Consider the following 21,363-nt stretch of genomic DNA (forward strand, 5'->3'; position numbering starts at 1 on the left):
CACGAGGGTCTGCAATGTCCTTTCGTCATGCTCTTGCTCTTGTTCTGCTCGGGGGCCTCCTGCCCGGCGTGGCATTGGCGCGCGATCTTCTGGTCGCGCCACCCGATGCGTCACCCGCCGCCGCACCCGACGGCAGTGCCGTTGCCCCCTGGCCCTCGGTCGGAGAGGCGCTGAACCAGGCGCAGGGCGGCGATCGCATCCTGCTGATGAACGGCGAGTACGGAGCCCTGGGGATCGGGGGCGCCGATTTCGACACCGCGGTCACGATCATGCCCCGCAGCGAGAACGGGGCCCATGTCACCCAGGTCTCCGTTGCAAACAGCCACAACCTCGTGATCCGCGGCCTGAATGTCTGGCCGCTCGAGGAGGGCCGGCGCCGGCGTCTAGTTACGACCCAGTCGAACGCCTCGCAGATCCGCTTCGAGGATCTGGACATCCGCGGGGCGCCGAACGCGCCCGAGGCCTATCTGGACTGGACGCGCGAGGACTGGACGCGAAACTGGAACGCGCAGGCCGTCAGGCTGGAAGGTCCGGACAATGCGGTCGTCGGCAGCCGGATCACCGGCATCAGCTTCGGCATCACCACGCTCGGGCCGCGTGCCGAGGTTCGCGGCAATACAATCACCGGCTTCGGCGGCGATGCAATGCGCGGCCTGGGCGACGGATCCGTCTTCGCGCAGAACCTGGCGCGAGATTGCGTGAAGGTCAGCGACAACCACGACGACGGCTTCCAGTCCTGGGCCCCGAAGGATGCGCCGTCAGGCACCCCGGTCACCGGCATCGTGCTGGAGGCGAACACCATCTTCGAATGGACCGGCCCCGAGGATCACCCGCTGCGCTGCGTGCTGCAGGGGATCGGCCTCTTCGACGGGCCCTACCGGGACTTCACCATCCGCAACAACCTGATCGTGGTCAGCGCCTGGCATGGGATCACGGCCCAAAATGCCGAGGGCGTCGAGATCGTCAACAACACCGTTCTCTTCCCGGGCGGACTGTCCCACGAAAGGCCCTGGATCAGGGTCAATCCCGCAGAGGGTGCCGGAAATCGCGTTCTGAACAACCTCGCCATGGCCTACCGCGATATTCCCGGAGCGCAACGCAGCAACGGCGTGGTGGTCGATACCCTGCGGGAGTTCCGTGACCCGCTGGGCGGCGACTACCGGCTGCGCGAAGGCAGCGCGTTCATCGGCGCGGCAGACCCCGACGCCGCCCCCGAGACCGACATCGAGGGCACGGCAAGGCCGCAGGCTGCGGCACCGGATCTGGGCGCCTACCAGAGCCGCTGACATCGTATCGAGAGTGCGGCAGGATCGACCCCGGCTGCAGGATTTTAAGAGAGCGCCATGATAAAGAGCATGAACAAGCTACGAAAACTTCGCTTGGTCCTGGTCGGGATCAAGCGGAGCTACCTGCGCCGGGTCTGGAAGATGGACATCGACCCGACTGTCGAGATGTCTCTCTCGGCCCATTTCGACAAGACACATCCGCAGGGGATCCACGTCGGGCGCTACAGCTATGTCGCCTTCGACGCGCGCATCCTGGCGCACGACATGACACGCAACGTCAAGCCGCATACCCATATCGGGGAAAACTGCTTCATCGGCGGGCGCTCTCTCGTTCTGCCGGGCATCCGGATCGGCAACCAATGCATCGTCGGCGCTGGCTCGGTCGTGACCAAGTCGGTGCCGGACAACAGCATCGTCGCGGGCAATCCTGCGCGTGTCATCAGGAGCAACGTTCGGCTGCTGACCTACGGGCGGATCGATCCGGCCTGGGCCGCGGAGCAGGCCGGGCAGGACGACGGTGCCACGGGATCTGCCAAGGAAAGGGACATGGCCGCGGAGGCATGAAGGACCTCTGACGGCAGCGCGCGCAGGCTTCAGACCTGCTTCGCACCTCCAGCCTAAGTTTCTGCCGGTCACCCAGGCTATGCAGAGAGTATGCCGATGCCGCAGGATCCCTTCCGCAATCACGCCACCAGCCTTCACGGCCCCGCCTCGAGCCTCGAGATCGTCGTGCCCGACGACGACACCGATCTGCCTCGCATCCCCCGGGCGCTTTGTGTCGGGGAATCGGGCTGGGTTTCGGTCGTGACCGCCAGCGGTGAGACGGGGGATGTCTTCATCGCCGCCGGCGTGCCATTTCCCCTCAGAGTCCGACGAGTCCGCGCGAGCGGTACGACCGCGACCGGACTTCGCGGCCTGCTGTAACCTGTCCCCGGACGGATCGGCGACTTCGATACGGGCGGCAGGATGGTCGCCCAAGGAAAGGAGCCATGATGTCATATCCGTCCTCCCCGCTTTCCCAAGGCCACCCGGCGGCACGAGATGTCCCGCCCCGCGGGTCCCGGGCCTTGCTGCAAAGGATAGTCGTCATGCTGATCTCACTCATGCTGGGTCAGGGCGCTTTGGCGCAGACCGCAGGGGCGCCTGCGCCCGCACCGGGCGGCACGATTGGCTCCGGCGGAGTGGTGGATCCCGACACCGCGACCGGATCCCTGGCCTTTCCGCAGGACAACGCCCTGGCCGGTGTCGAAACCGCGCTGGTTCTGCGCCAGCCTGCGCAGGACGGGTGGTTCCGCATGTGGGATGGCGACGGTGCGCTGTTCGCGGTGGTGCGCATCCCGCCCGAATCCAGCTATCGCAATGAAGAGTATCGCATCGTGGATGGTATCGCGAAGCCGGGGCAGGAAAGCTTCCTGCGCTTCTACGGCGGCGCAATGGGCCTTAGCGATAAGCGCCGCCGCTTCCGCGGCCAGCTCGCGACATCCGGCATCCAGCCCGAAAGCGCGCCCTTGACCGAGGATGCCGCGCTGGTGGTCTTTCGCCGCGAGGGGCGCCGCGCCTATGTCGATTGGTATTCCCTGCAGGACGGGGCGCGCCACGCAGGCGAGGGCGACGGCACCATCTACCAGTCTCAGCCGGTTCCGTCCGATCCGACCGGCTACGAGATCTACGTAGGGGCCGATACGGCCGAGGCCGGAACCGGCACCGCCTGGCCCGGCGAGGTCGCAATGGTGGGCTATGTAGACGGGGCGATCCCCGAAGAGGACTGGCGGGCCATTGCGCTCGGCACCGATCCGGCGGCGGTGCTGCCGGTTGAGACGCTGCGCTGGTTCCGCGCCTTCGACGGCACTGAGGCAAGCCTCGCCGCGCCCGACTGGGCGACGGCGGACAGGACCCTGCCGATGAGCCCCTGGGGCGGGGCCGGACTGCGGCCGGGCAGCGACTTTCTCCGGCAGGACAGGGACCGCTGGCTGCTGCCGGATATTCTGGATGACGGCATGGTCTTCGGCCTGGCGCCGGGCGAGACGGCGCGGTCGGTACGCTTTTCGGGCACCGCGAAAGGACGCAGCGGCACGGTTGAGGTGCGGGTCTTCGATCAGGCGACCGGGGAGGTGGTCCTAGACTGGACCGCGCTGGGGCCTGTCGGCGACGGCTGGTCCGGCAGCGTCACGGTGCCGAAATCCTCGGGTGGCTGGGTCGCGGCGCAGGTCCGCACCACCGACGATCCCGAGGATGTCGTGGACATGCGCAGCCGTTGGGGCGTGGGGTACAAGATCATGCAGCTGGGCCAGTCGCAGACCTCGATCTACCTCGAATCCTCCGCTCTTGGCCTTGCACCGGTCAGTCGCGGCACGGCCTCCTACGTGACGACAGATGTTCCGACCGGGAATGCGCCGCAGATGCAGGTCGAGATGCTGGGGGCCTGGCCGCGCGACGGGTTGGGCGCCTTCCTCGACCAGCTGCGGGTCTTCGATCCGGCGACCCCGATCATGGTGATCGATGCCGCGATCAACGGCACCGGGCCGGACCAGCTGATGGATGACGGCGACAGCGGGCGGGACTGGGCGATCCTGCAGGAGAAGCTGGATCACGTGGGCAATGACGTCTCTGTCGTGGTGATGAACTGGGCGACGCAGGGATGGCGCGACAGCCAGAACGATGCGGCAGAAACGCTCGAGGCGCTGATCCACGGGACCGGCGGCTATGCCGCCCAGAGCGACCATTCCCTCGATGCGGCCCTGCGGCCCGGATACGGCTTTGCGCTTTCCCCGGCTTCTCGGCAGTCTACAGGAGGACATGAGGCGGTGCGGATGGAGCAGATCGCCTATGCCCATACCGATCCCGTCGTAACGGTCGGCCCGCCGGTCGCCGATTTCCACATCGGCGGCGACGGCACGCATCAAAGCAGCAGCTATGACGGAAACGGCCAGAACCCGAACCGCATCTTCGGCCAGCGGCAGGCCATTGCCGTCGCAGGGGCGCTGTCCCTGCCCGGGGTGCCGCAGCACCCTCATTTCACCGGGGCCGCGCGTGACGAAGAGACCCTCACGGTTTCCGTCGCCCTGCCGAATGGTGGCCACCTCACCGCGCCCGGCCCCCTGCGCAACTGGGAGGTGAGCGAGGGGACAGGCTGGAGCTCTACCGGCTTCACGGCCGCGATATCGGGTAATGCCGTGGCCCTGACGAAGGACGAGGGCGCCTGGCCGCCGGGAGTCAGGGTGCGCTATCTGGCCAATGGTGAGCAGCGCAGGGATCCGACCGATGCGAGCCAGGAGGCCGCGGTCATCGCCGGAATGCTCTATGAAAGCTGGGACGGCGATGTGCTGGGGCTCGGAATGCCCGTGATGGGCCAGGTGCAGGACGGGCAGTGGATGCCCGAGTTTACGGCGACGGCGCCCTAGGGGCGCCGCGTCCCGGTGTCTTTACCTCTGCTCCGGCGTTGCAGGCTGGCCGCCGCGCCGCCCAAGGCCAGAGCGGCGGCCAGTAACGGCAGGCTGGCGGGCAGCGGCACCGAGGCGACGGACACGACCGACCGGGTCCAGGTCCCGGGCCCCTCGGCGAGGTAGAAGTGCCCGTCCAGCGAACCCTCGGCGAATTCGTCGCTGCCCCATGTCGCCATCCGCAGCTCGGTCGTGCCCCAATCCTCGAAGATGTCCCAGTCGGCAACCATGCCGTCGGCGTCGAAGCCCAGGATGAAGGAGACGTAGCTGGTGGGCATGCGGTATCGCACGGCATTGCTGGCCGCGTTCGTCGCCGGCACGGATTGCGACAGCAGCAGATCGCCGCCCGCCTTGATCTGCACGGCGCTGCCATTGGCCACGATCTGGCGGTCGTTCAGCCCTCCCGGCAGGGTGTCGAGGTCGACCTGAAGAAAGAAGTTCCCCTGCCGCTCGATGGTGCTGCTGTAGACCGTCTCGTCGGTGACGAAGTCCTTCATCGGGCCGGGGTTGTATTCGAACCTGACCGTGGCCGCGGTGGCGGAGGTTGCGGTGAGAGCAAGTAGCGCGATTGCAAAAGCTTGTAGCATCTTGGTCTTGACCCCGTGCAGGTATTCTACTTCTGGCGCGTCTGGATCCAAGGCTTCTGTCTTGACGCTCAAAATATGCAGGTGGCTAATCAATGTGTTGTGGCAAAGCACGTTGTGCCTTTTTAAGGGTTAATTGACCGGCCATGCATTTGCCAAGTAGAAAGACGACGACCATGAGCTTGAAATCCCGGGTCCGCAGGGCCGTGTCGCTACAGGCGTGGAGGTCCACCAGGTCTGACGTGTCGCACGCCGGTCCGCCACCGGATGTGGGCAAGTTCCACCACGTCCATCTCATCGATACTGCGACCGCGTCCGACAACGTTGGCGACGAGATCATCGGCGACGAAGCACGCCGCCACATCGACAGCCTCTTTCCCATGGCATACCTGTCCAGTTCCGCAGGTCACGACGGTCTGGGCGCGTCAAGCCGGCAGCTTGTGCGCAGTGCGACCCTCGCCCTGCTGATCGGGACCAATGCCCTGTCTCCGCGTCGGCAGATGGGCGGCACCTTCATCTGGCACGTGGCGCCACAAGACGTCGATCTGCTGGCGGGCAAGGTCGTCCTGTTCGGAGTCGGGGCAAACCGCGATTTCGATCAAGTCGATCCGGAACAGCGCGATCTGCTGCAGAAATTGCTTTCCCGTGATCACCTGCATTCCGTTCGGGACGAAACAGGGCTGAAACTGCTCAAGGCGGTGGGGCGCGAGGGCATCAACACCAGCTGCCCGACCCTGTGGCGCTATGCGTCGGCGCCCCCCGAGGTGCCGCAGACCTCTTCCGACACCGTGGTGTTCACCCTGACGGCGCACAAGCCTGACCCGATTGACGCCCGCTTCATCGAAATCCTTCGGGCACGCTACAAGCGGCTGCGGTTCTGGCCGCAGCAGCCGCGCGATATGACCTATCTCGAAAGTCTGGGTCCGACCGAGGGGATCGAGATCATCGGCCCTTCGCTGCATGCCTACGATGCCGCGCTCGCGGAGACGCGCTGTGACGTCATCGGTACCAGGCTGCATGGCTGCATTCGCGGCCTCTCGCACGGTCGCCGGATTCTCGTGATCGCGATCGACAACAGGGCGCGCGACATCGGCGCGGAGACGGGTCTGCCGGTGGTGACCCGAGCCGACGTGCCCAGGGACCTGGAGTCGCGTATCGACACCGGTTTCGCCACGGGCCTTTCCGTCGATCCTGAGCCGATCCAGAGGTTTCTGTCCCAGTTCAGATCCAGCTGACGGAGGGGAGCTAAGCCAGTCCTGTCGCGGTGAGGATGCGGTCGCGGGTATGACCATGGGTGAAGCGGGCCTGGACTCTCTCCAGCCCCGCCTCTCCCATGGTCCGGGCGCGTTCGGGATCGCCGAGGAGCGCGCGGATCGCCTCCGCCATCGCGCCCACATCCCCTTCGTCGACAAGCAGGCCGGTTTCGCCATGGATCACAGCCTCTGGAATGCCGCTGTGACGGGTGGCCACGACCGGCAGCGCAGAGGCCATGGCCTCGAGGATCGCGACGGGAAGCCCTTCGGTATCGCCGTTCTTGGCGATCACGGAATGCTGCATGAACAGGCTGGCTTCCCCGATCACCTTGCTTACCGCCGTGCTCGGCTGCGCCCCGTGGAAGGTGATGCGGTCCGCCACCCCCAGCTCATGGGCGAGCGCCTGGCAGGACTCGAGAAGCGGGCCGTCCCCGATCATGTCCAGCCATGCCTCCGGATGGGCGGCAGCGGCACGCGCGAAGGCCGCGATGCTATGTTGCGGGCCTTTCTTCTCGACGAAGCGACCCACGGTGACAATTTTGCCGGTATGCCGGCGCGTTCGGGAGAAGCTGCCCGGATCGATGCCGCAGGGGCTGACCGTGATCTTGTCTGCCGGGCATCCCAGGTCGGCGACCCTCTGTGCAAGGTATTGCGATGGCGCGAGAATGCCTGCGGCCTGCTCGAATAGCCGGTCATAGGCCTGCCGCCAGATCGGATCCTGTGCCAGGGTGGTGGCATCGAAGCCATGGGCATGGGCGTAGAGCGGGACCCCGGCCCGGTCAGCCGCATCCATGAAACGGACGCCCTCGGTCAGATACTCGGTCAACAGGGCCTGGGCGCCATGCTCTCGCAGAAAGCCTGCTGCCTCGGCGCTGCGCCGCGCCGGCAGAGAGACCGGCGAGACCCCGGTGAATTTGCGGCGAAGCATTCTGCCTAACCGGCGCGTCCGCGCTTCGAGGCTGCCGCGCGGTGGCGGCAGAAGGCCGGTCAGGGCCTGGCACCCCATATCCGACAGGTCCTCCCGGGCGCGCGAGAGCAGGATGGTGCGGCCTGGGGCAACGTGGCGGACGTGGTCGCGGATGAAGGTGATGGAGGGACCGGTGAAGCTTTCGGCAGCGATGGCGAGGGTCATGGGCCTACCTCTTTTGGAGACGCTGGAGGCGTGTCTTGATGAAGCCGATCGAGCGCTGGTGGAATTCACGCTGCCTCGAATCCACAAGCAGTATGAGGACGCAGCCCAGCCCGTAGAGCAGGATCGACAGCCCGCCGCCGAGCACGATGCGCCACAGCGCCTCGATCTCGTTGCTGGCGCTGGTCGGATCGCCGAGGGCCCGGGCGATCATCGCCGCCACGAGGCTGACAAGGGCGGGACCGGCCGCGATATGCAGGATGGACCTGGTGGAGACGGGGCTGCCCTTGGTCGCGTAAAGCAGGCAGGGCAGAACCGAGACAAGGCTGGCTACGGCGAAACCCGTTGCCACACCGATCGCGCCGTAGGGCAGGCCGATCAGGAAGGCCACCAGAGAGATCGGCAACCGGATGAAGCCCCATTGCGCCATGCGCCGGGTCTGGCCACGGGTGATGTAGATCCAGCCCGTCGGATTGGCGACGGTCGCGCCATACATCGCGAAGAGCAGGATGAAGAAGATCTGTGCGGACTTGGCCCAATCGGGGCCGTAGACCAGCATGATGAGAGCGTCCGAGGTCGCCACCATCACGGTGACAAGACCGTAGGAGATGAAGAAGACCGCACTCATCGCCTCGAGCAGGCGCGCGCGCCAACGCTCTGGCTGGTCCTGCAGGCGCGACAGGGCCGGGATCACCGCGATGGTGATCGGCCCTGAGACCAGCGAGATCGGCAGCATCAGAAGCTGGTAGGCCCGAGTGTAGAAGCCCAGTTCTCCGGGCCCCCAACGCCAGCCGATCAGCGCGTTGTCGAGGTTTCGGTTGAACCAGTTCGCAAAGGTGAAGAGGGTGAGGTTGGCGCCGAAGCCTACTGCCGCACGCGCGCCGCCCCAATCGGTGACCCGACTGGGCCGCCAGTCTGTCATGATCCAGGCCAGGACCGTGATCGTCATGTACTGCGCCCAGAGTCCTGCGACCAGCGCCCAGTAGCCGATATCGGTGCTCAGCCCCAAGCCCACCGCCACGACCAGCGAGGCCGCCTGTCCCGCCACCAGGTTTCCGCGCGAGGCGCGAAAGCGCATTCGCCGGTCTAGCAGCGCCTTGTGCTGCGCCGACAGCGCGACCAGCGGGATCGTCGCCGACAGAGCCAGAACGATGCCCAGCACCCGCGGGTCTCCATAGAACCAGGCCGCCGCCGGCGCCGCGGCCCAGGCGACCAGCATGATCACAACGCCAAGACCGAGGTTGATGAAGAACAGCGCACTGACGAGGTTCTGGTCGATTGTTTTGCGCTGGACCGTCGCGGTGGTCAGGCCGAGCTCGGTGAAGATGTTGACGAAGCCCGTGACCACCGCGGCCATCGCGATAAGGCCGAAATCCTCTGGCGCCAGAAGCCGCGCCATGATCCCGGCCTGCGTGATCTGGATGAAGGTCACGGCCAGTTTGGCAATAATGCCGATAATGCCGCCGCGGGCGGTGCGGCCGCCGAGCCCCCCCTCGAGATGGCTGGTATCGAGCGCACGCAGGTTGCGCGCGGCGCGGTCGGTCCGGGCAGGCGGGTCTGACATCATGATGTGGAATTAAACTCGTATCGTCCCCGCCCCAGATCGTACCTCGGGCAAGGGTCGCGAAAAGTCAAACGTGCAGTAGACCCCCCTCTTGCCGCGGCTAGCGGCCGTTCAGAGCCCTGTCGATCTGTGCGGCCAGGGCATCGGCATGGGCAAGGACGTAGCTCGCGGTCAGGTGGTGCGTGTCGCGGTAGACCAGCAGGCCCTGATCCACCGCCGGACAGGTGGTGGCGGTGCAGTACAAGTCGCTCAGATCGGCATAGGTGACGAGCGGCATGGAGAGCGCGCCTCCGGGATCCGCCTCGTTCAGGACCGTATCGCGATCGCGATCGCAGTCCTGCGGGGCCTCGGCCCGATCCACGCATTCGACCACGTCGTAGCCAAACCAGGGATTGTCGCGCAGGGCGAGGATCGGGATGCCCTGCACGGTGAGGTCGTCCCAGATCGCCGGGTACTGCTCGGGGATGATCTCGTCCGGGCCGCGCCCCCGGGTCGCAATGGTGATGACCAGGTCCGGGTCGATCTCGATGATGCGCCGGGCGGCCGCGGCGTTCCATCTGTCGCAGATCCGGGGGTACAGGAGGGTCGGATCCGCAAGAGCGTCATCCGTGAAGGTGCAGCCGCTCTTGGTCATGTTTATGATCCGAAGATCCATCTGCCCGGCAAGGCTTTGCAGGGCAGGCAGCCATTGCAACGAGTGCGATCCGCCCACCAGAGCCACCTCGGTCCGGCCAGTCTCCTTCCCGTAGATGCATTCCAGCACAGTGTCCTGGGTCAGTCCCTGGTGGCAGCCGTCGCCGTAAGCCACCGGAATGTCCTGGCGCGCGATGATCGGGTCGGGCAGAGGCCCGGCGGCTTGGGGCACCGGTCCCGGCGCGGCGCGAAACGCCGCGAGGGCCTGGCGCGCCGTGGCCTCCTGCCTGTCCAGGACGGCCCGCCATTGCGCCACCGCAGCGACTGCCGGCGTCATCAGAAGAGCACTGGCGAGAAGAGCCACGATGGGCCGGGGCGCCAGCAGCTTCCAGCGTCGGAACGGCGTTTCGAAAAGGCGCACCGAGACGAAGGCCAGAACTCCGGCCAGGGCGATGATGCCAAGCCCCGCCACGAGACCGACCTCGAAGGATCCGGTCTGCATCCGCCAGTAGATCAGCAGGGGCCAGTGCCAGAGGTAGAAGGCGAAGCTGATATCGGCCAGCGCCAGGAGCGGCTTGATCCGGAGCGGCGCGATATCAGCGCCGGCGCGCGCGGTCACGATCAGCCCCGCCGTGGCCAGGACGGGGACCAGTGCCGCGTAGCCGGGGAACAGCTTCGAGACCGGCATCACGGCGGCGAAGCCGACCAGAGCCACCAGGCACAGGTACCCGAGGATGCGCAGGACCGTCCTGTTGGCCGTGGGAATGCGGTCGATGTTCAGGGCCAGAAGCGCCCCGATCATGTATTCCCAGCCCCTGGCGAAGCTGTCGAAATAGGCCCATGGCTGGTTTCGGTCGGTTATGACGATGCTGTATGCGAGCGAACAGACCAGGATTGCCAGAAGCGCCAGGGTCCAGGCCTTTCGCTGCGGATACCCCATGGTGCGCGCCAGGCGCGCGATGGCCCATAAGACCAGGGGCAGGACCAGATAGTACTGCACCTGCAGCGACAGCGCCCACATCTGCTGGAATGGCGAGACCGAAAGCCCCTGCCGCAGGTAGTCGGTGCCGGTCCAGGCCAGCCACCAGTTCTCGATGAAGAGAGTCGAGGCGGCGGCATTGTAGATGGTCTCGCGCCAGAGCATCGAGGGAGCGAAAACCATGCCGGCAAGGATCGTGCCCGTGATCACCAGCATGGCACAGGGCACGATGCGCCGCGCGGTGGAGGCGTAGTATCGCAGCACGTCGCGCAGCTGCGGCGTCTCCAGCTTCGCGAAGGAGGTGGTCAGGAAGAAGGCTGCGATCACGAAGAAGGCGTCGACGCCGCCCGAGAGCGGTTGAACCAGATGTGGTAGACGGCGACCAGGAGTGCGGTGACGCTGCGCAGCGCCTGGATCTCGAGGATGTATCCGGAAGCTCTGGTGCTGGCGGGCCCCCTGCGCAGGGCGGGATGACCGGCCATGGCTGCTCCTTCCGGGTATCTTGAAGTCTTTGATCCTAGGATCTCACCTTTCTGCTACTACAACTAGAGAGATAATTTCAACAATCATTAGCTGAATGGCGCCTCAGGCGCGCCGGCTTGCCCTGGCAAGGCGCTCCTTGGTCTCGAGTCCGAGCACCCCTGCCGCGAGGCGATGGGCTTTCGATCCGGCATGGCCTCTGAACCCTTCCCGTCGCGCGGCCGCGAGCGCGCGGCGGCCGACGGCGTCATGGCCGCCGGTAAAGGCCTTGCGGGCCACATGATACAGGCCGCGGCTCATCAACGGGGCATAGACTTCGAAGGAGGTGCCGCGCGATCTCTTCAGCAACCCCTCGAGGACCTGAAGGCGGCTCTCGACGGTGCGCAGCGACGGATCGCGGGTGATCGCCGCGGGGTTGACCTTGCAGTAGATCGCGGCGCCCTCCTCGTTCTTGTAGATCTCGGGCCGCTCGAACATCGCCCGCAGGGTGATGTCCATGTCCTGCGTCCGCGCGAGGCTTTCGTCCCAGCCGCCGATCGCATTCGCCAAGGAGGTGCGCCACAGCACGGCGATGGGGTTGATGAAGTCATCCTTCAGCCATCCCTCGAACAGCGCCTCGGGCGTGATCCGGCCGCTGTGGCGAGGGCGCGGAACGCGGCTTCCATCCTCGTATTCGAAGTGGATGTTCGAAACCACCATGTCGGCAGACTGCTGCGTGGCGACCCGCATCGCCCCGCTCAGCATGTCGCCTTCGAAGTAGTCGTCGGCATCCATGAAGACGACGTAGTCGGCGCCGCTCTCCGTGGCCATGCGCAGTCCGAGGTTGCGGGCATGGGGGGCGCCGCGGTTCGGGCCGGTGACCAGGCGGATGCGATCCTCGAAGGCACGCGCCGCGGCGACCGAGCCATCGGTCGAACCGTCATCCACGACGATCACCTCCTTGGCAGGCCAGCTCTGCTCGAGCGCCGAGGCGATGGTCCGGCCGATCCAGGCTTCTGAATTGTAGCAGGGGATGATGATGGTGACGTGAGCGGGGGTGGCCATAACGTTCCTGAGTCCGGGAGCGGGCCGGCACGGAGGCCGAGCAAGGGGCGGCATATGCCTTTTCTGCGGCAGCCGTATGCCCAGAGGATTACGGGGCCGGCCAGGCAATCTCAAGAAGAAGCAGCAATTCGCCGATGCTCTTACGGATCGGGAAGATTTTCGACGTTAGAACCTCTACTTCGCGGAAAGTGCGGAGTTTTCGAAACTTGGCAAAAGCCATGCACAACGCCCCGGGCGCGCCACAAAGGCGCCCTTACAGTGCCGACCGAAGAGGGTTGATTGTAAGCGAAATCGAAAGCGATCGCGTCCACCGGGGGCGGTGATCTTACAGGAAGGATGCTAATGACCGCTGCCGCTGGAGCCAGTATCACCGTTCATGACAGCGCGGAACTTTCCGAGGCCCTGAAGGTACTTTCCGCCGGCACCGGCGGGACGATCCGTGTCGCCAACGCGGGAGAGGCCTACAACCTGGTGAGCTACAGGGGCGGCCAGGCGGGGGACGGCATCCGGATCGTGGCCGAGGATCCCGGCAACCCCCCGGTCTTCGAGCAGGTCAAGCTCGTGCAGTCGCAGAATATCTCCTTCGAGAACCTGCTCTTCGACAGCAGCGAGGTCGAGGTCAACGGGAAGGTTCTTGAGGTCCTCAAGAGCTCCGGAATCAGCTTCAGCGGCAACCGCTTCGTCAGCGGCACAGACGAATTCTATACCGGGCGCACCAATGCCAGCAGCGATTTCGTCGGCCAGGGCCTGGGCTATGTCCGCGACAGCTCGGGCATCGTCTTCGACGACAACGAGGTGTCGAACTTCCACCAGGGTCTCGCGGTCATCGACAGCACCGGCCTGTCGATCTCCGGCAACAGCTTCAGCAAGATGAGCGGCGACGGCCTGCGGCTGTCGGGTATCCAGGACACGCTCATCGAGGCCAACCTGTTCGAGAACTTCTACGGCTCGACCCATAGTGCCAACCACGACGACATGATCCAGGTCTGGTCGGCGCCCTACAACACGCTGAACACCGAGAACCTGACCATCCGCGGCAACCTGTTCAACAGCTCCGGCGGGGCGGCGACGCAGACCATCTTCATCAAGAACGAGATGATGAAGGACACGGGCACGGCCTACAAGAACATCACGATCGAAGATAACACGATCTACAACGGCCATGTGCACGGGGTGACGGTCTACGACACCGACGGCGTGCAGGTGCATGACAATACCCTGCTGTGGGATTCCGATGCCGGTATGCGCCAAAGCGCCGACAGCGACGCGAAATCCTCGGCGCCCCGGATCCAGCTCTACGATGTCGCCAATGCCAGCGTCAGCGGCAATATTGCCGACCAGATCCTCGCCGAAGGGGTGAGGCTGGGCGACAATGCCGTGATCAGCTACTCTGCTTCCAGCGGAGACCGCTATGTCGGCAGCAACTTCGTCAATGCTCTGGCATCCGGCCAACTCGACCTGCGCGACCTGACACTGCTCTCCGACAGCGGCCTGATTGGATACGGATCGAGCGTGACGCAGCCGGGCAGCAAGGGCGAGCTGACGGCCGTGATGCGCGCGACGACCAGCGGCTCCGAAGTCACCTATACCAGCCTGTCCCATGATGCCGACGGGCTGCTCGCGTCGGGGCAGGCCCGGTGCGAGTGGATCTTCGAGGATGGCGTGGTCCTGCGCGGCTCCGAGGTCACCCGTACCTTTGCGAAGGCAGGGGAATACGACGTCACCCTCGTCGTCATGACGAACGAGGGCAGCCGCAGCATCACGCGAAAGACCCATGTCGAGCCGAATATCCTTCTGGACATCGACTTCGACGGCGGCGTCGTGGATGACAGCATCTACGCCTCCAAGCTGGATACGCAGGGTGCGCACACTGCTGTCGATGGGGTGACCGGCGAAGGCTTTCACCTCGACGGCGACACCAAGGTGAAGGTGGACCGCTTCAACGACCAGCTGCAGTCGATGGAGACCTTCACCATCGACCTTTCGCTCAAGCGCGACGAGGGCGGCGAGGCGGGCACCTTCCTGCACATGTACAAGTCTCTCGGTGCCAGCATCACCGCGGACGGCGCACTGAAGTTCACCATGACCCCGGAGGGCAAGCACTACAGCGTCAGCACCCGGGACGGGCTGGTTTCGGACAGCGACTGGCACCGGATCACCGTCAGCTACGACGGCACCGAGGGCGGCGAGGGGTTGAAGCTCTATGTCGACGGCCGGCTCGAGGCCGAGCTGGAGGCCAGCGGCGTGCTCGACGGCAACAGCAAGCAGCACCTGGTGATCGGCAACTCCTGGAATGACAGCCTGCAGGGCACGGTCGACGACCTGACGATCCGGCGCGAGGCCAATGGCGTTCCCGATGACAGTGCAAACGACACCGACATCGGCCTGCCTCCCCTCGAGCACGGAGAAGGAACCCATGTTGATGGGCCCCTGCCCCGGCCCGAGCCCGAGCCTGAGGCGCCGGATCCGGATGCCGATGCCATGCTGTTGGCCCTCGGCTTCGACGACGGGATCCTCGATGCGAGTCCCTATGAGTCCAAGATGAAGGTGCAGGGTGAGGCCGCTTTGATCGAAGGCCTGGCCGGCGAGGGCCTGCACCTCGACGGCGAGACCAAAGTGAAGGCCGACCGCTTCAACGACCAGCTGCAGTCGATGGAAACCTTCATCATCGACCTCTCGCTCAAGCGCGACGAGGGCGGCGAGGCGGGCACCTTCCTGCACATGCACAAGTCGCTGCGCGCGCAGATCACCGAGGACGGCGCGCTGAAGTTCACCATGACCCCCGAAGACAGGCACTACAGCGTCAGCACCCGGGACGGGCTGGTTTCGGACAGCGACTGGCACCGGATCACCGTCAGCTATGATGGGCGCGAGGGCGGCGAGGGGCTGAAGCTCTATGTCGACGGCCGGCTCGAGGCCGAGCTGGAGGCCAGCGGCGTGCTCGACGGGAACAACGAGCAGCACCTGGTGATCGGCAATTCCTGGAATGACAGCCTGCAGGGCACGGTCGATGAGCTGAAGATCAGCGGTACTCCTCCCGGTGCCGAGGCGGATGAGGAGCAGGCCGACCAACCGCAAAGCGACGATCCGTCCCTCCTGCTCGACATCGATTTCGATGACGGCGTGGCGGACAGCAGCCTCTATGCGTCGGCTCTGGTGCCCGACATGGTCGGAGCAGGGGCCGAGGGTCGATCCGGCGAAGGCTTTCACCTCGACGGCGGCACCAAGGTGAAGGTGGACCGCTTCAACGACCAGCTGCAGTCGATGGAGACCTTCACCATCGACCTCTCGCTCAAGCGCGACGAGGGCGGCGAGGCGGGCACCTTCCTGCACATGCACAAGTCGCTGCGCGCGCAGATCACCGAGGATGGCGCGCTGAAGTTCACCATGACTCCGGAGGATAAGCACTACAGCGTCAGCACCCGGGACGGGCTGGTTTCCGACAGCGACTGGCACCGGATCACCGTCAGCTATGACGGGCGCGAGGGTGGCGAGGGGCTGAAGCTCTATGTCGATGGCCGGCTCGAGGCCGAGCTGGAGGCTAGCGGCGTGCTCGACGGGAACAACGAGCAGCACCTGGTGATCGGCAATTCCTGGCACGAGAGCCTGCAGGGCACGGTCGATGACCTGACGGTCCGCGAGACGGTGCAGGAGACCCCGATTCTTGAGGCCTGGGAGGCCCGGGACGGACTGGCGGCGCAGGCCGCCCCGCTAGCCGAGGCGCTGCTGCTGCCGGAGGAGGTGATCGACAGCTTCTCGACCGGCCTGCTGAGCGAGGAGGGCCAGCTGGGCTGACCCCCGCCGCGAATACGGCTCCCCGCCCCTTTTCCCGGGGGCGGGGGACTGCCCGCCCGGATCCGGGCTGCCGCGCCGCGACGATGAAGTGAGATCGGCCCCGGGCCGCCTTGCCCCCGGCTCGGCCATCCCGGGGCGCTGATGCCACGGCCGTCATGCCGTTCCTGCCCGCTGTTCAAGCGCCGAGGCACACCGCCTTGTCCTGCTTCGGCCGGCCAAGGGTGACGGGTGCCGCTCCGTCCCGCGCGGTCGAGGCTCGCGCCCCGATAACCTTGCGCCTGCCCTTTCGCTTGCGCACTGTCAGCGTCGTCGGAAAACCGATCCCCGGACCGTTTTCTGATCCTCCTCCATCCTTGCGGTAGAGCCGATAGATCCGGTTGGTGCCGGAAGGCTCGCCCTCGCGCCGCAGCAGCACGAATAGCCGCCGTTAGCCGAACCGCCGACGCTCATTCGCCAAGTCCCGCAGTCGGCTGCGCAACTCCGTGTCCGGAGCACGCCGTGCTCGCCCAGAATCTGATGACCTGCTCTTCCGTGAATCTCGTGCGCTTCATTGCCCGTCCTCAAGTTGGGCCGGACTCTCATCGGCAGTGGAGGAAAGTTCCCGTGGCAGGTCAAACGTCAGAAGTCAGAGTTCTGCAAAAACGCCATTCAGCTGCCCAGCGAAACTACGATGGTATTTTCAAGAGTGTTCAGGTCAGTGCAGGACTGCGTGGCAACATTTTCCTTATCAAGGGAGGTGTCATGTACCCTTACGCACAGCCGCGTCGCTGATCTCGCACTCAAAACTTGTTCATAGTCAACGATCCCAAGCCTCACGGTCAATTCGGAAGAGCATCCTGGCGAGTGCTCATACCGTTGATGTGATATGACGTATTTCAACAGGCTCTCCATTGGCGCCTGGTATCTGGCCCGGTATCTTTCCTTTTCGTCTGGGCTGTAGACAATAAAGCCATAGAGACGTTCGTCGAAACTTCGTGGGAAGCGTGGTTCGACGGTATTATGCCGTCCGGCTGAATAGTATTCGTTTACAATAGAACTGACATTGCAGTCATCACTTGAAACGGACTGTCCATTAAAACCATTAAAATTGATTCCTCCTGGAGCTGCCGTCTGGCACGCCGTCAAGGAAAACGTCGCAGCCGCCAAAGCAGACGTCCGGAAATTTGCTCTTATGCTATTAGTCATTCGCGCCCGATCCCCAAGGTGCCGTTACTGTTGTGACACGATGCCGGAAGCACAATGGTCAACGTTGTCTCGCCTGCCTCACAATGACGCTGATAATCACGCGAATGCCTAGACTTTTCGAGGCTTTTTAACGCCAGAAACCCAGGACGATAGTGCCTTTGCCTCTCCCAGGGCGGGCCCTGCAGAGGAGAGAGGTGGCCCGGGGACATGGGCTTGCCGTAGCATCGCCGGATATGCCGCGAGAGACGCAGCTGCGATGAAGGTCTCCATCCTCGGGGGCCTTCCTGCGCCATGTCTCGGGCCGCGTGCAAAACGGCGATCCGGGATCCAGGCCCCGTCATTCCATCGACGACGCCCCTGCACGCTGCCTGCGTACCGCCCTATTCGCGGAAGGCGTGGTCGAGGTGGGTGGTGATCGGCTGCAGCAGGTAGGACAGCACGCTGCGCTCGCCGGTGGCGAGGTAGGTCTCGACCGGCATGCCCGGCACCAGCACGGCGCGGTCCAGCCGCGCGAGTTCTTCCGGCGCGACCGCAAGGTCGACGCGGTAGAAGGCGCGGCCCGTCCGCTCGTCCGGCACGGTCGAGGCCGATATGGTGCGGACATGGCCCGTCAGCTTCGGCGTCGTCTGCCGGTCCAGCCCGCTCAGCACGATCTCGGCCTCCTGGCCGGGGTGGACCTGGTCGATGGAGGCGGGATCGACCCGGATCTCGATCTCCAGCCCCTCGTCCTGCGGCACGATCTCCATCAGCGTCTCGCCGGGGGCGACCACGCCGCCGAGGGTGCCGACCTGCATCTCGTGCACGACGCCGGCGACGGGGGCGCGCACCTCCAGTCGGTCCATCTCTCCCTGGCGGGTGGCGATCTCGAGCGCCAGCTCCTCGATCGTGGCGGTGACCTGGCTCAGCTCGTCCGCGACGTCCTCGCGGCGGCTGCGCTCGGCCTGCTGCACCTCGAGCGCGGCATCGCGCTGGGTGGTCTCCAGCTCGGCGATCCGGGACATCAGCGCCGCGCGCTGGCCGGTCAGGTCGGCGCGGCTGCTGCGCAGCTGGATCAGCTCGCTGCTGCGCGTCAGCCCCTGGTCGAGAAGGCCCTGCTGCGCCGCGATCTGCGGATCGATCAGGGAGATCTGCGCCCCCAGGGCCTCGATCTGCGCCTCGGCCCCCTCGATCTGCCGGGCGATCCGGTCCTGCGTCTCGACCAGGCGCTCGCGCCGGCCGGCCTGCGTCTCGGCGCGGGCCTCGAAGATCGTGCGCTGCGGCGCCTGCTCGGCCTCCCGCTCGAGCGGCTGGCCGGGCAGCGCCTCGGGCGGGGCGACGGCCGAGAAATCCACCGTCTCGAGGCCGGCCTGCTCGGCCAGCAGCCGGGCCTTCAGGGCCAGCGCGGCGGAGATCCGGGTGCGCGCGATCTCGAGGTTGAGGGCGATCAGAGCGGGATCGAGGCCCAGCAGCACCTGCCCCGCCTCGACCCGGTCGCCGTTCTCGACCGCGATCGTGGCGATGGTGCCGCCGTCGGGATGCTGCACGACCTTGGCCCGCCCCTCGACCACGATCTGCCCCTGCGAGACGACGGCGCCGCCGATCACGGTGGTCGCGGCCCAGCCGCCCAGGCAGAGCGCCAGCAGCGCCAGCGCCAGAAGGCCCAGCAGCACCGGGCGCCGCAGGTCGAGGCGCGGCGTCTCGCCCTGTCCCCGCTCCTGCGCGAGGGCCGCGCCGCTCATGCCAGGGCCTCCGGCAGGGAGGCCGCGCGGCGGGAGAAGAGGCAGAGGATCGGCATCATGATGGAACCTCGTGGGAAGGGCGGCGGGCCGGGGGGCCTGCGCCCTTCTAGGGCATCGCAGGCAAAATCCCCGTTAACCACGGCGGACTGATCGTATCTACGCAACCTCTCTGGCAAGAGATTGGCCGCAATGCGCCGTTTTTTCGCGGCATCCCGCCTGCCCGAAGGGCAGGCATCCTCCCTGCGCGCCGCCCGCGCGGGACGCAGCGCGGCACCAGGGCCGCGGGGAAAGGGGCGGCCCCGCCCCGTCAGGCGTGGAATTTCCCGCCCCGTTTGTCTAAGGCCTTGGCCGAACGATGCCTCCCAAGGAGCGGGCCCGATGTCCCAAACACCCCGCCAGGTGCTGATCCTGGTCGAGAACCTGCCCGTCCCGCTCGACCGCCGGGTCTGGCTCGAGGCGACGAGCCTGACCGAGGCCGGCTACGAGGTCTCGGTGATCTGCCCGACGGGCCGCGGCTGGGACGCGCCCTACGAGGAGATCGAGGGCGTGCATATCTACCGCTTCCCCGAGCCGCCCGAGGCACATTCGGGCGCGCTGGCCTATGCCCGCGAATGGGGCGGCGCCCTGATCCACATGATGCGCCTCAGCCGCAAGGTCCGGGCCGAGCGCGGCTTCCAGGTGATCCATGGCTGCAACCCGCCGGATCTGCTGTTCCTCGTCGCCCTGCCCTGGCGGCTGAGGGGTGTGCGCTACCTCTTCGATCACCACGACGTCTGCCCCGAGCTCTTCGAGGCCAAGTTCGGCAAGCGCGGGCTTCTCTACCGCGCGATGCGCCTCTTCGAGCGGATGACCTTCGCGCTGGCCGATGTCTCGATCGCCACCAACGAGAGCTTCCGCGAGATCGCGATCCGCCGCGGCAAGATGGCCCCCGAGGATGTCTTCGTGGTCCGCTCCGCCCCGCGGGTGGACAAGTTCGTCCCCGCGCAGGTCGAGCGGCCCGAGGATGATCCGCTGCGCTTCGGCTACGTCGGGGTGATCGGCCAGCAGGAGGGGATGGACCTTCTGGTCGAGGCGGCCGAGCACCTGGTCCAGCGGCTGGACCGGCGCCATGTGCATTTCGACATCGTCGGCTTCGGCCCGCATCTCGACACGGTCAGGGCCGATGTCACGGCCCGCGGGCTGGATCCCTGGTTCACCTTCCACGGCCCGCTCTACAACGAGGACCTGCTGGCGGTGCTGAACCGGATCGACATCGGCGTCGCGCCCGATCCGAAGAACGCGATGAACGACATCTCCACCATGAACAAGATCATGGAATACATGACGCTCGAGAAAGCCTCGGTGCAGTTCGACCTCAAGGAGGGGCGCGCCTCTGCCGGCGAGGCCGGGCTCTATGCCAGGGCCAACGACCCGAAGGATTTCGCGGCGCAGATGGCGGCGCTGATCGACGCGCCCGAGCAGCGGGCCGAGATGGGCCGCCTCGGCCGGGCGCGGGTGCTCGACAATCTGTCCTGGACCCATTCGGCGCCGCGGCTGATCGCGGCCTACGAGCGGATCTTCTCGAAGCTGCGCTGACCGGAATTGGGCTGACCGGGGCTGGCCTGACCGGGGCCCGGGGGGCGCATCCAGAGCGCCACCCCTGCCCCGGCCAGCGCCCCGCCCAGGTGGGTCTGCCAGGCCAGCACGCCATCCTCCATCAGCCAGCCCAGAAGGTTCAGCGCCAACAGCCCGGCGGCGATGAGGGCGGCGCGCCGCGCCGCGCCGCGCGGATCCGCGCTGTGCCGCGCGCGCCAGTCCAGCGCCGCCCAGGCCCCGGCCAGCCCGAAGAGCGCGCCCGAGGCGCCGACCATCGGCGCGGCCGAGCGCGACAGCAGCCCGAAGACCGCGGCGCCGCCGAGCGCACCGGCCAGCCAGAGCCCGGCGAAGCGCCGCGGCCCCAGCCGCGCCGCCAGCGGCGGGCCCAGCCAGGCCAGCGCCCCGAGATTGCCCAGCAGATGCGCCGGCCCGCCGTGCAGGAAGGCATAGCTGAAGAACATGGCGATAGGTTGCAGCGCGTAGTTCGCGCGCCAGTTGTGCAGCAGGCCGGCCCAGAAGGCCCCGTACTGATAGGCCCGCTGCCGCCAGAGCATCGAACCCCAGAGTCCCGCATCCGCGCCCCAGAGCAGCATCTCGGGCAAAATGATCCCCAGGGCCAGCACGAGCACCGGCCAGGCGCCGCGGCGCGAGGGCTGTCGATCCGGGGCCGGATCCGGGGGGGGCGAGGCTGACTGCAC

Annotated in this window: 15 protein-coding genes and 1 pseudogene; 7 read left to right on the forward strand and 9 right to left on the reverse strand. The window is 66.2% G+C overall.

Going from position 1 to position 21,363, the window contains the following annotated elements:
• Positions 1–68 precede the first annotated feature (68 nt).
• The 4 genes from DFP88_RS13920 (at position 69) to DFP88_RS13935 (ending at position 4,687) form a co-directional block, all read left to right on the forward strand.
• Positions 69–1,286 carry a right-handed parallel beta-helix repeat-containing protein gene (locus DFP88_RS13920; RefSeq protein ID WP_181418653.1) on the forward strand — a complete coding sequence of 406 codons (1,218 nt, stop codon included), beginning with the start codon at positions 69–71 and terminating at the stop codon, positions 1,284–1,286.
• 69 nt (positions 1,287–1,355) lie between these two features.
• Positions 1,356–1,850 (forward strand): acyltransferase, encoded by a 495-nt coding sequence (locus DFP88_RS13925; protein WP_245904826.1) that lies wholly within the window; start codon positions 1,356–1,358, stop codon positions 1,848–1,850.
• A 96-nt stretch (positions 1,851–1,946) separates the two neighbouring features.
• Entirely contained in the window at positions 1,947–2,210 is a 264-nt protein-coding gene (locus DFP88_RS13930; protein WP_110815322.1) for a spike base protein, RCAP_Rcc01079 family, read from the forward strand.
• Between the two features lie 164 nt (positions 2,211–2,374).
• A complete protein-coding gene (locus tag DFP88_RS13935; RefSeq protein ID WP_110815323.1) occupies positions 2,375–4,687 on the forward strand; it encodes a hypothetical protein in 2,313 nt (770 codons plus the stop codon).
• Here DFP88_RS13935 and DFP88_RS13940 read toward each other — a convergent pair.
• Positions 4,684–5,313 (reverse strand): hypothetical protein, encoded by a 630-nt coding sequence (locus DFP88_RS13940; protein WP_146227512.1) that lies wholly within the window; start codon positions 5,311–5,313, stop codon positions 4,684–4,686. The two genes, DFP88_RS13935 and DFP88_RS13940, sit on opposite strands and share 4 nt — an antisense overlap.
• A 173-nt stretch (positions 5,314–5,486) precedes the next feature.
• Here DFP88_RS13940 and DFP88_RS13945 point away from each other — a divergent pair, with 173 nt between their 5' ends.
• On the forward strand, positions 5,487–6,545 hold the full coding sequence (locus tag DFP88_RS13945; protein WP_181418654.1) for a polysaccharide pyruvyl transferase family protein: 1,059 nt from the start codon (positions 5,487–5,489) through the stop codon (positions 6,543–6,545).
• Positions 6,546–6,555: 10 nt separating this feature from the next.
• Here the strand turns inward: DFP88_RS13945 and DFP88_RS13950 are convergent, their stop codons facing one another.
• The 5 genes from DFP88_RS13950 to DFP88_RS13965 all read right to left on the reverse strand — a co-directional run bounded on the left by DFP88_RS13950 (position 6,556) and on the right by DFP88_RS13965 (position 12,392).
• Positions 6,556–7,695 carry a glycosyltransferase gene (locus tag DFP88_RS13950; protein ID WP_110815326.1) on the reverse strand — a complete coding sequence of 380 codons (1,140 nt, stop codon included), beginning with the start codon at positions 7,693–7,695 and terminating at the stop codon, positions 6,556–6,558.
• Positions 7,696–7,699: 4 nt separating this feature from the next.
• Positions 7,700–9,259: a lipopolysaccharide biosynthesis protein gene (locus DFP88_RS13955; protein WP_110815327.1), complete on the reverse strand. Its 1,560-nt coding sequence runs from the start codon at positions 9,257–9,259 to the stop codon at positions 7,700–7,702.
• Between the two features lie 97 nt (positions 9,260–9,356).
• Positions 9,357–11,195, reverse strand: a complete 1,839-nt coding sequence (locus DFP88_RS13960) for an acyltransferase family protein (protein ID WP_181418655.1) — start codon at positions 11,193–11,195, stop codon at positions 9,357–9,359.
• Complete coding sequence (locus tag DFP88_RS17090) at positions 11,192–11,350, reverse strand: hypothetical protein (protein ID WP_181418656.1); 159 nt, start codon at positions 11,348–11,350, stop codon at positions 11,192–11,194. The genes DFP88_RS13960 and DFP88_RS17090 overlap by 4 nt, the downstream gene beginning before the upstream one ends.
• Before the next feature lie 103 nt (positions 11,351–11,453).
• Positions 11,454–12,392 carry a glycosyltransferase gene (locus tag DFP88_RS13965; protein WP_181418657.1) on the reverse strand — a complete coding sequence of 313 codons (939 nt, stop codon included), beginning with the start codon at positions 12,390–12,392 and terminating at the stop codon, positions 11,454–11,456.
• A 342-nt stretch (positions 12,393–12,734) separates the two neighbouring features.
• Here DFP88_RS13965 and DFP88_RS13970 point away from each other — a divergent pair, with 342 nt between their 5' ends.
• Positions 12,735–16,187 (forward strand): LamG-like jellyroll fold domain-containing protein, encoded by a 3,453-nt coding sequence (locus DFP88_RS13970; protein ID WP_181418658.1) that lies wholly within the window; start codon positions 12,735–12,737, stop codon positions 16,185–16,187.
• A gap of 253 nt (positions 16,188–16,440) precedes the next feature.
• On the opposite strand, the pseudogene DFP88_RS13975 reads toward DFP88_RS13970, so the two are convergent.
• Both DFP88_RS13975 and DFP88_RS13980 read right to left on the reverse strand, forming a co-directional pair.
• Positions 16,441–16,692: pseudogene (locus DFP88_RS13975) on the reverse strand (hypothetical protein); the annotation flags it as partial.
• 1,060 nt (positions 16,693–17,752) lie between these two features.
• Complete coding sequence (locus tag DFP88_RS13980) at positions 17,753–19,090, reverse strand: HlyD family type I secretion periplasmic adaptor subunit (protein ID WP_110815331.1); 1,338 nt, start codon at positions 19,088–19,090, stop codon at positions 17,753–17,755.
• A gap of 378 nt (positions 19,091–19,468) precedes the next feature.
• Between DFP88_RS13980 and DFP88_RS13985 the strand changes: the two genes are divergently transcribed.
• The gene (locus DFP88_RS13985; RefSeq protein WP_110815332.1) at positions 19,469–20,665 is read left to right on the forward strand and encodes a glycosyltransferase family 4 protein; all 1,197 of its coding nucleotides are present in this window, start codon (positions 19,469–19,471) and stop codon (positions 20,663–20,665) included.
• Here DFP88_RS13985 and DFP88_RS13990 read toward each other — a convergent pair.
• Positions 20,635–21,363, reverse strand: a complete 729-nt coding sequence (locus DFP88_RS13990) for a rhomboid family intramembrane serine protease (protein ID WP_245904827.1) — start codon at positions 21,361–21,363, stop codon at positions 20,635–20,637. The two genes, DFP88_RS13985 and DFP88_RS13990, sit on opposite strands and share 31 nt — an antisense overlap.

Origin of the sequence: Pseudoroseicyclus aestuarii (assembly GCF_003217255.1) — a bacterium.
In the GTDB taxonomy this organism is placed as follows: domain Bacteria; phylum Pseudomonadota; class Alphaproteobacteria; order Rhodobacterales; family Rhodobacteraceae; genus Pseudoroseicyclus; species Pseudoroseicyclus aestuarii.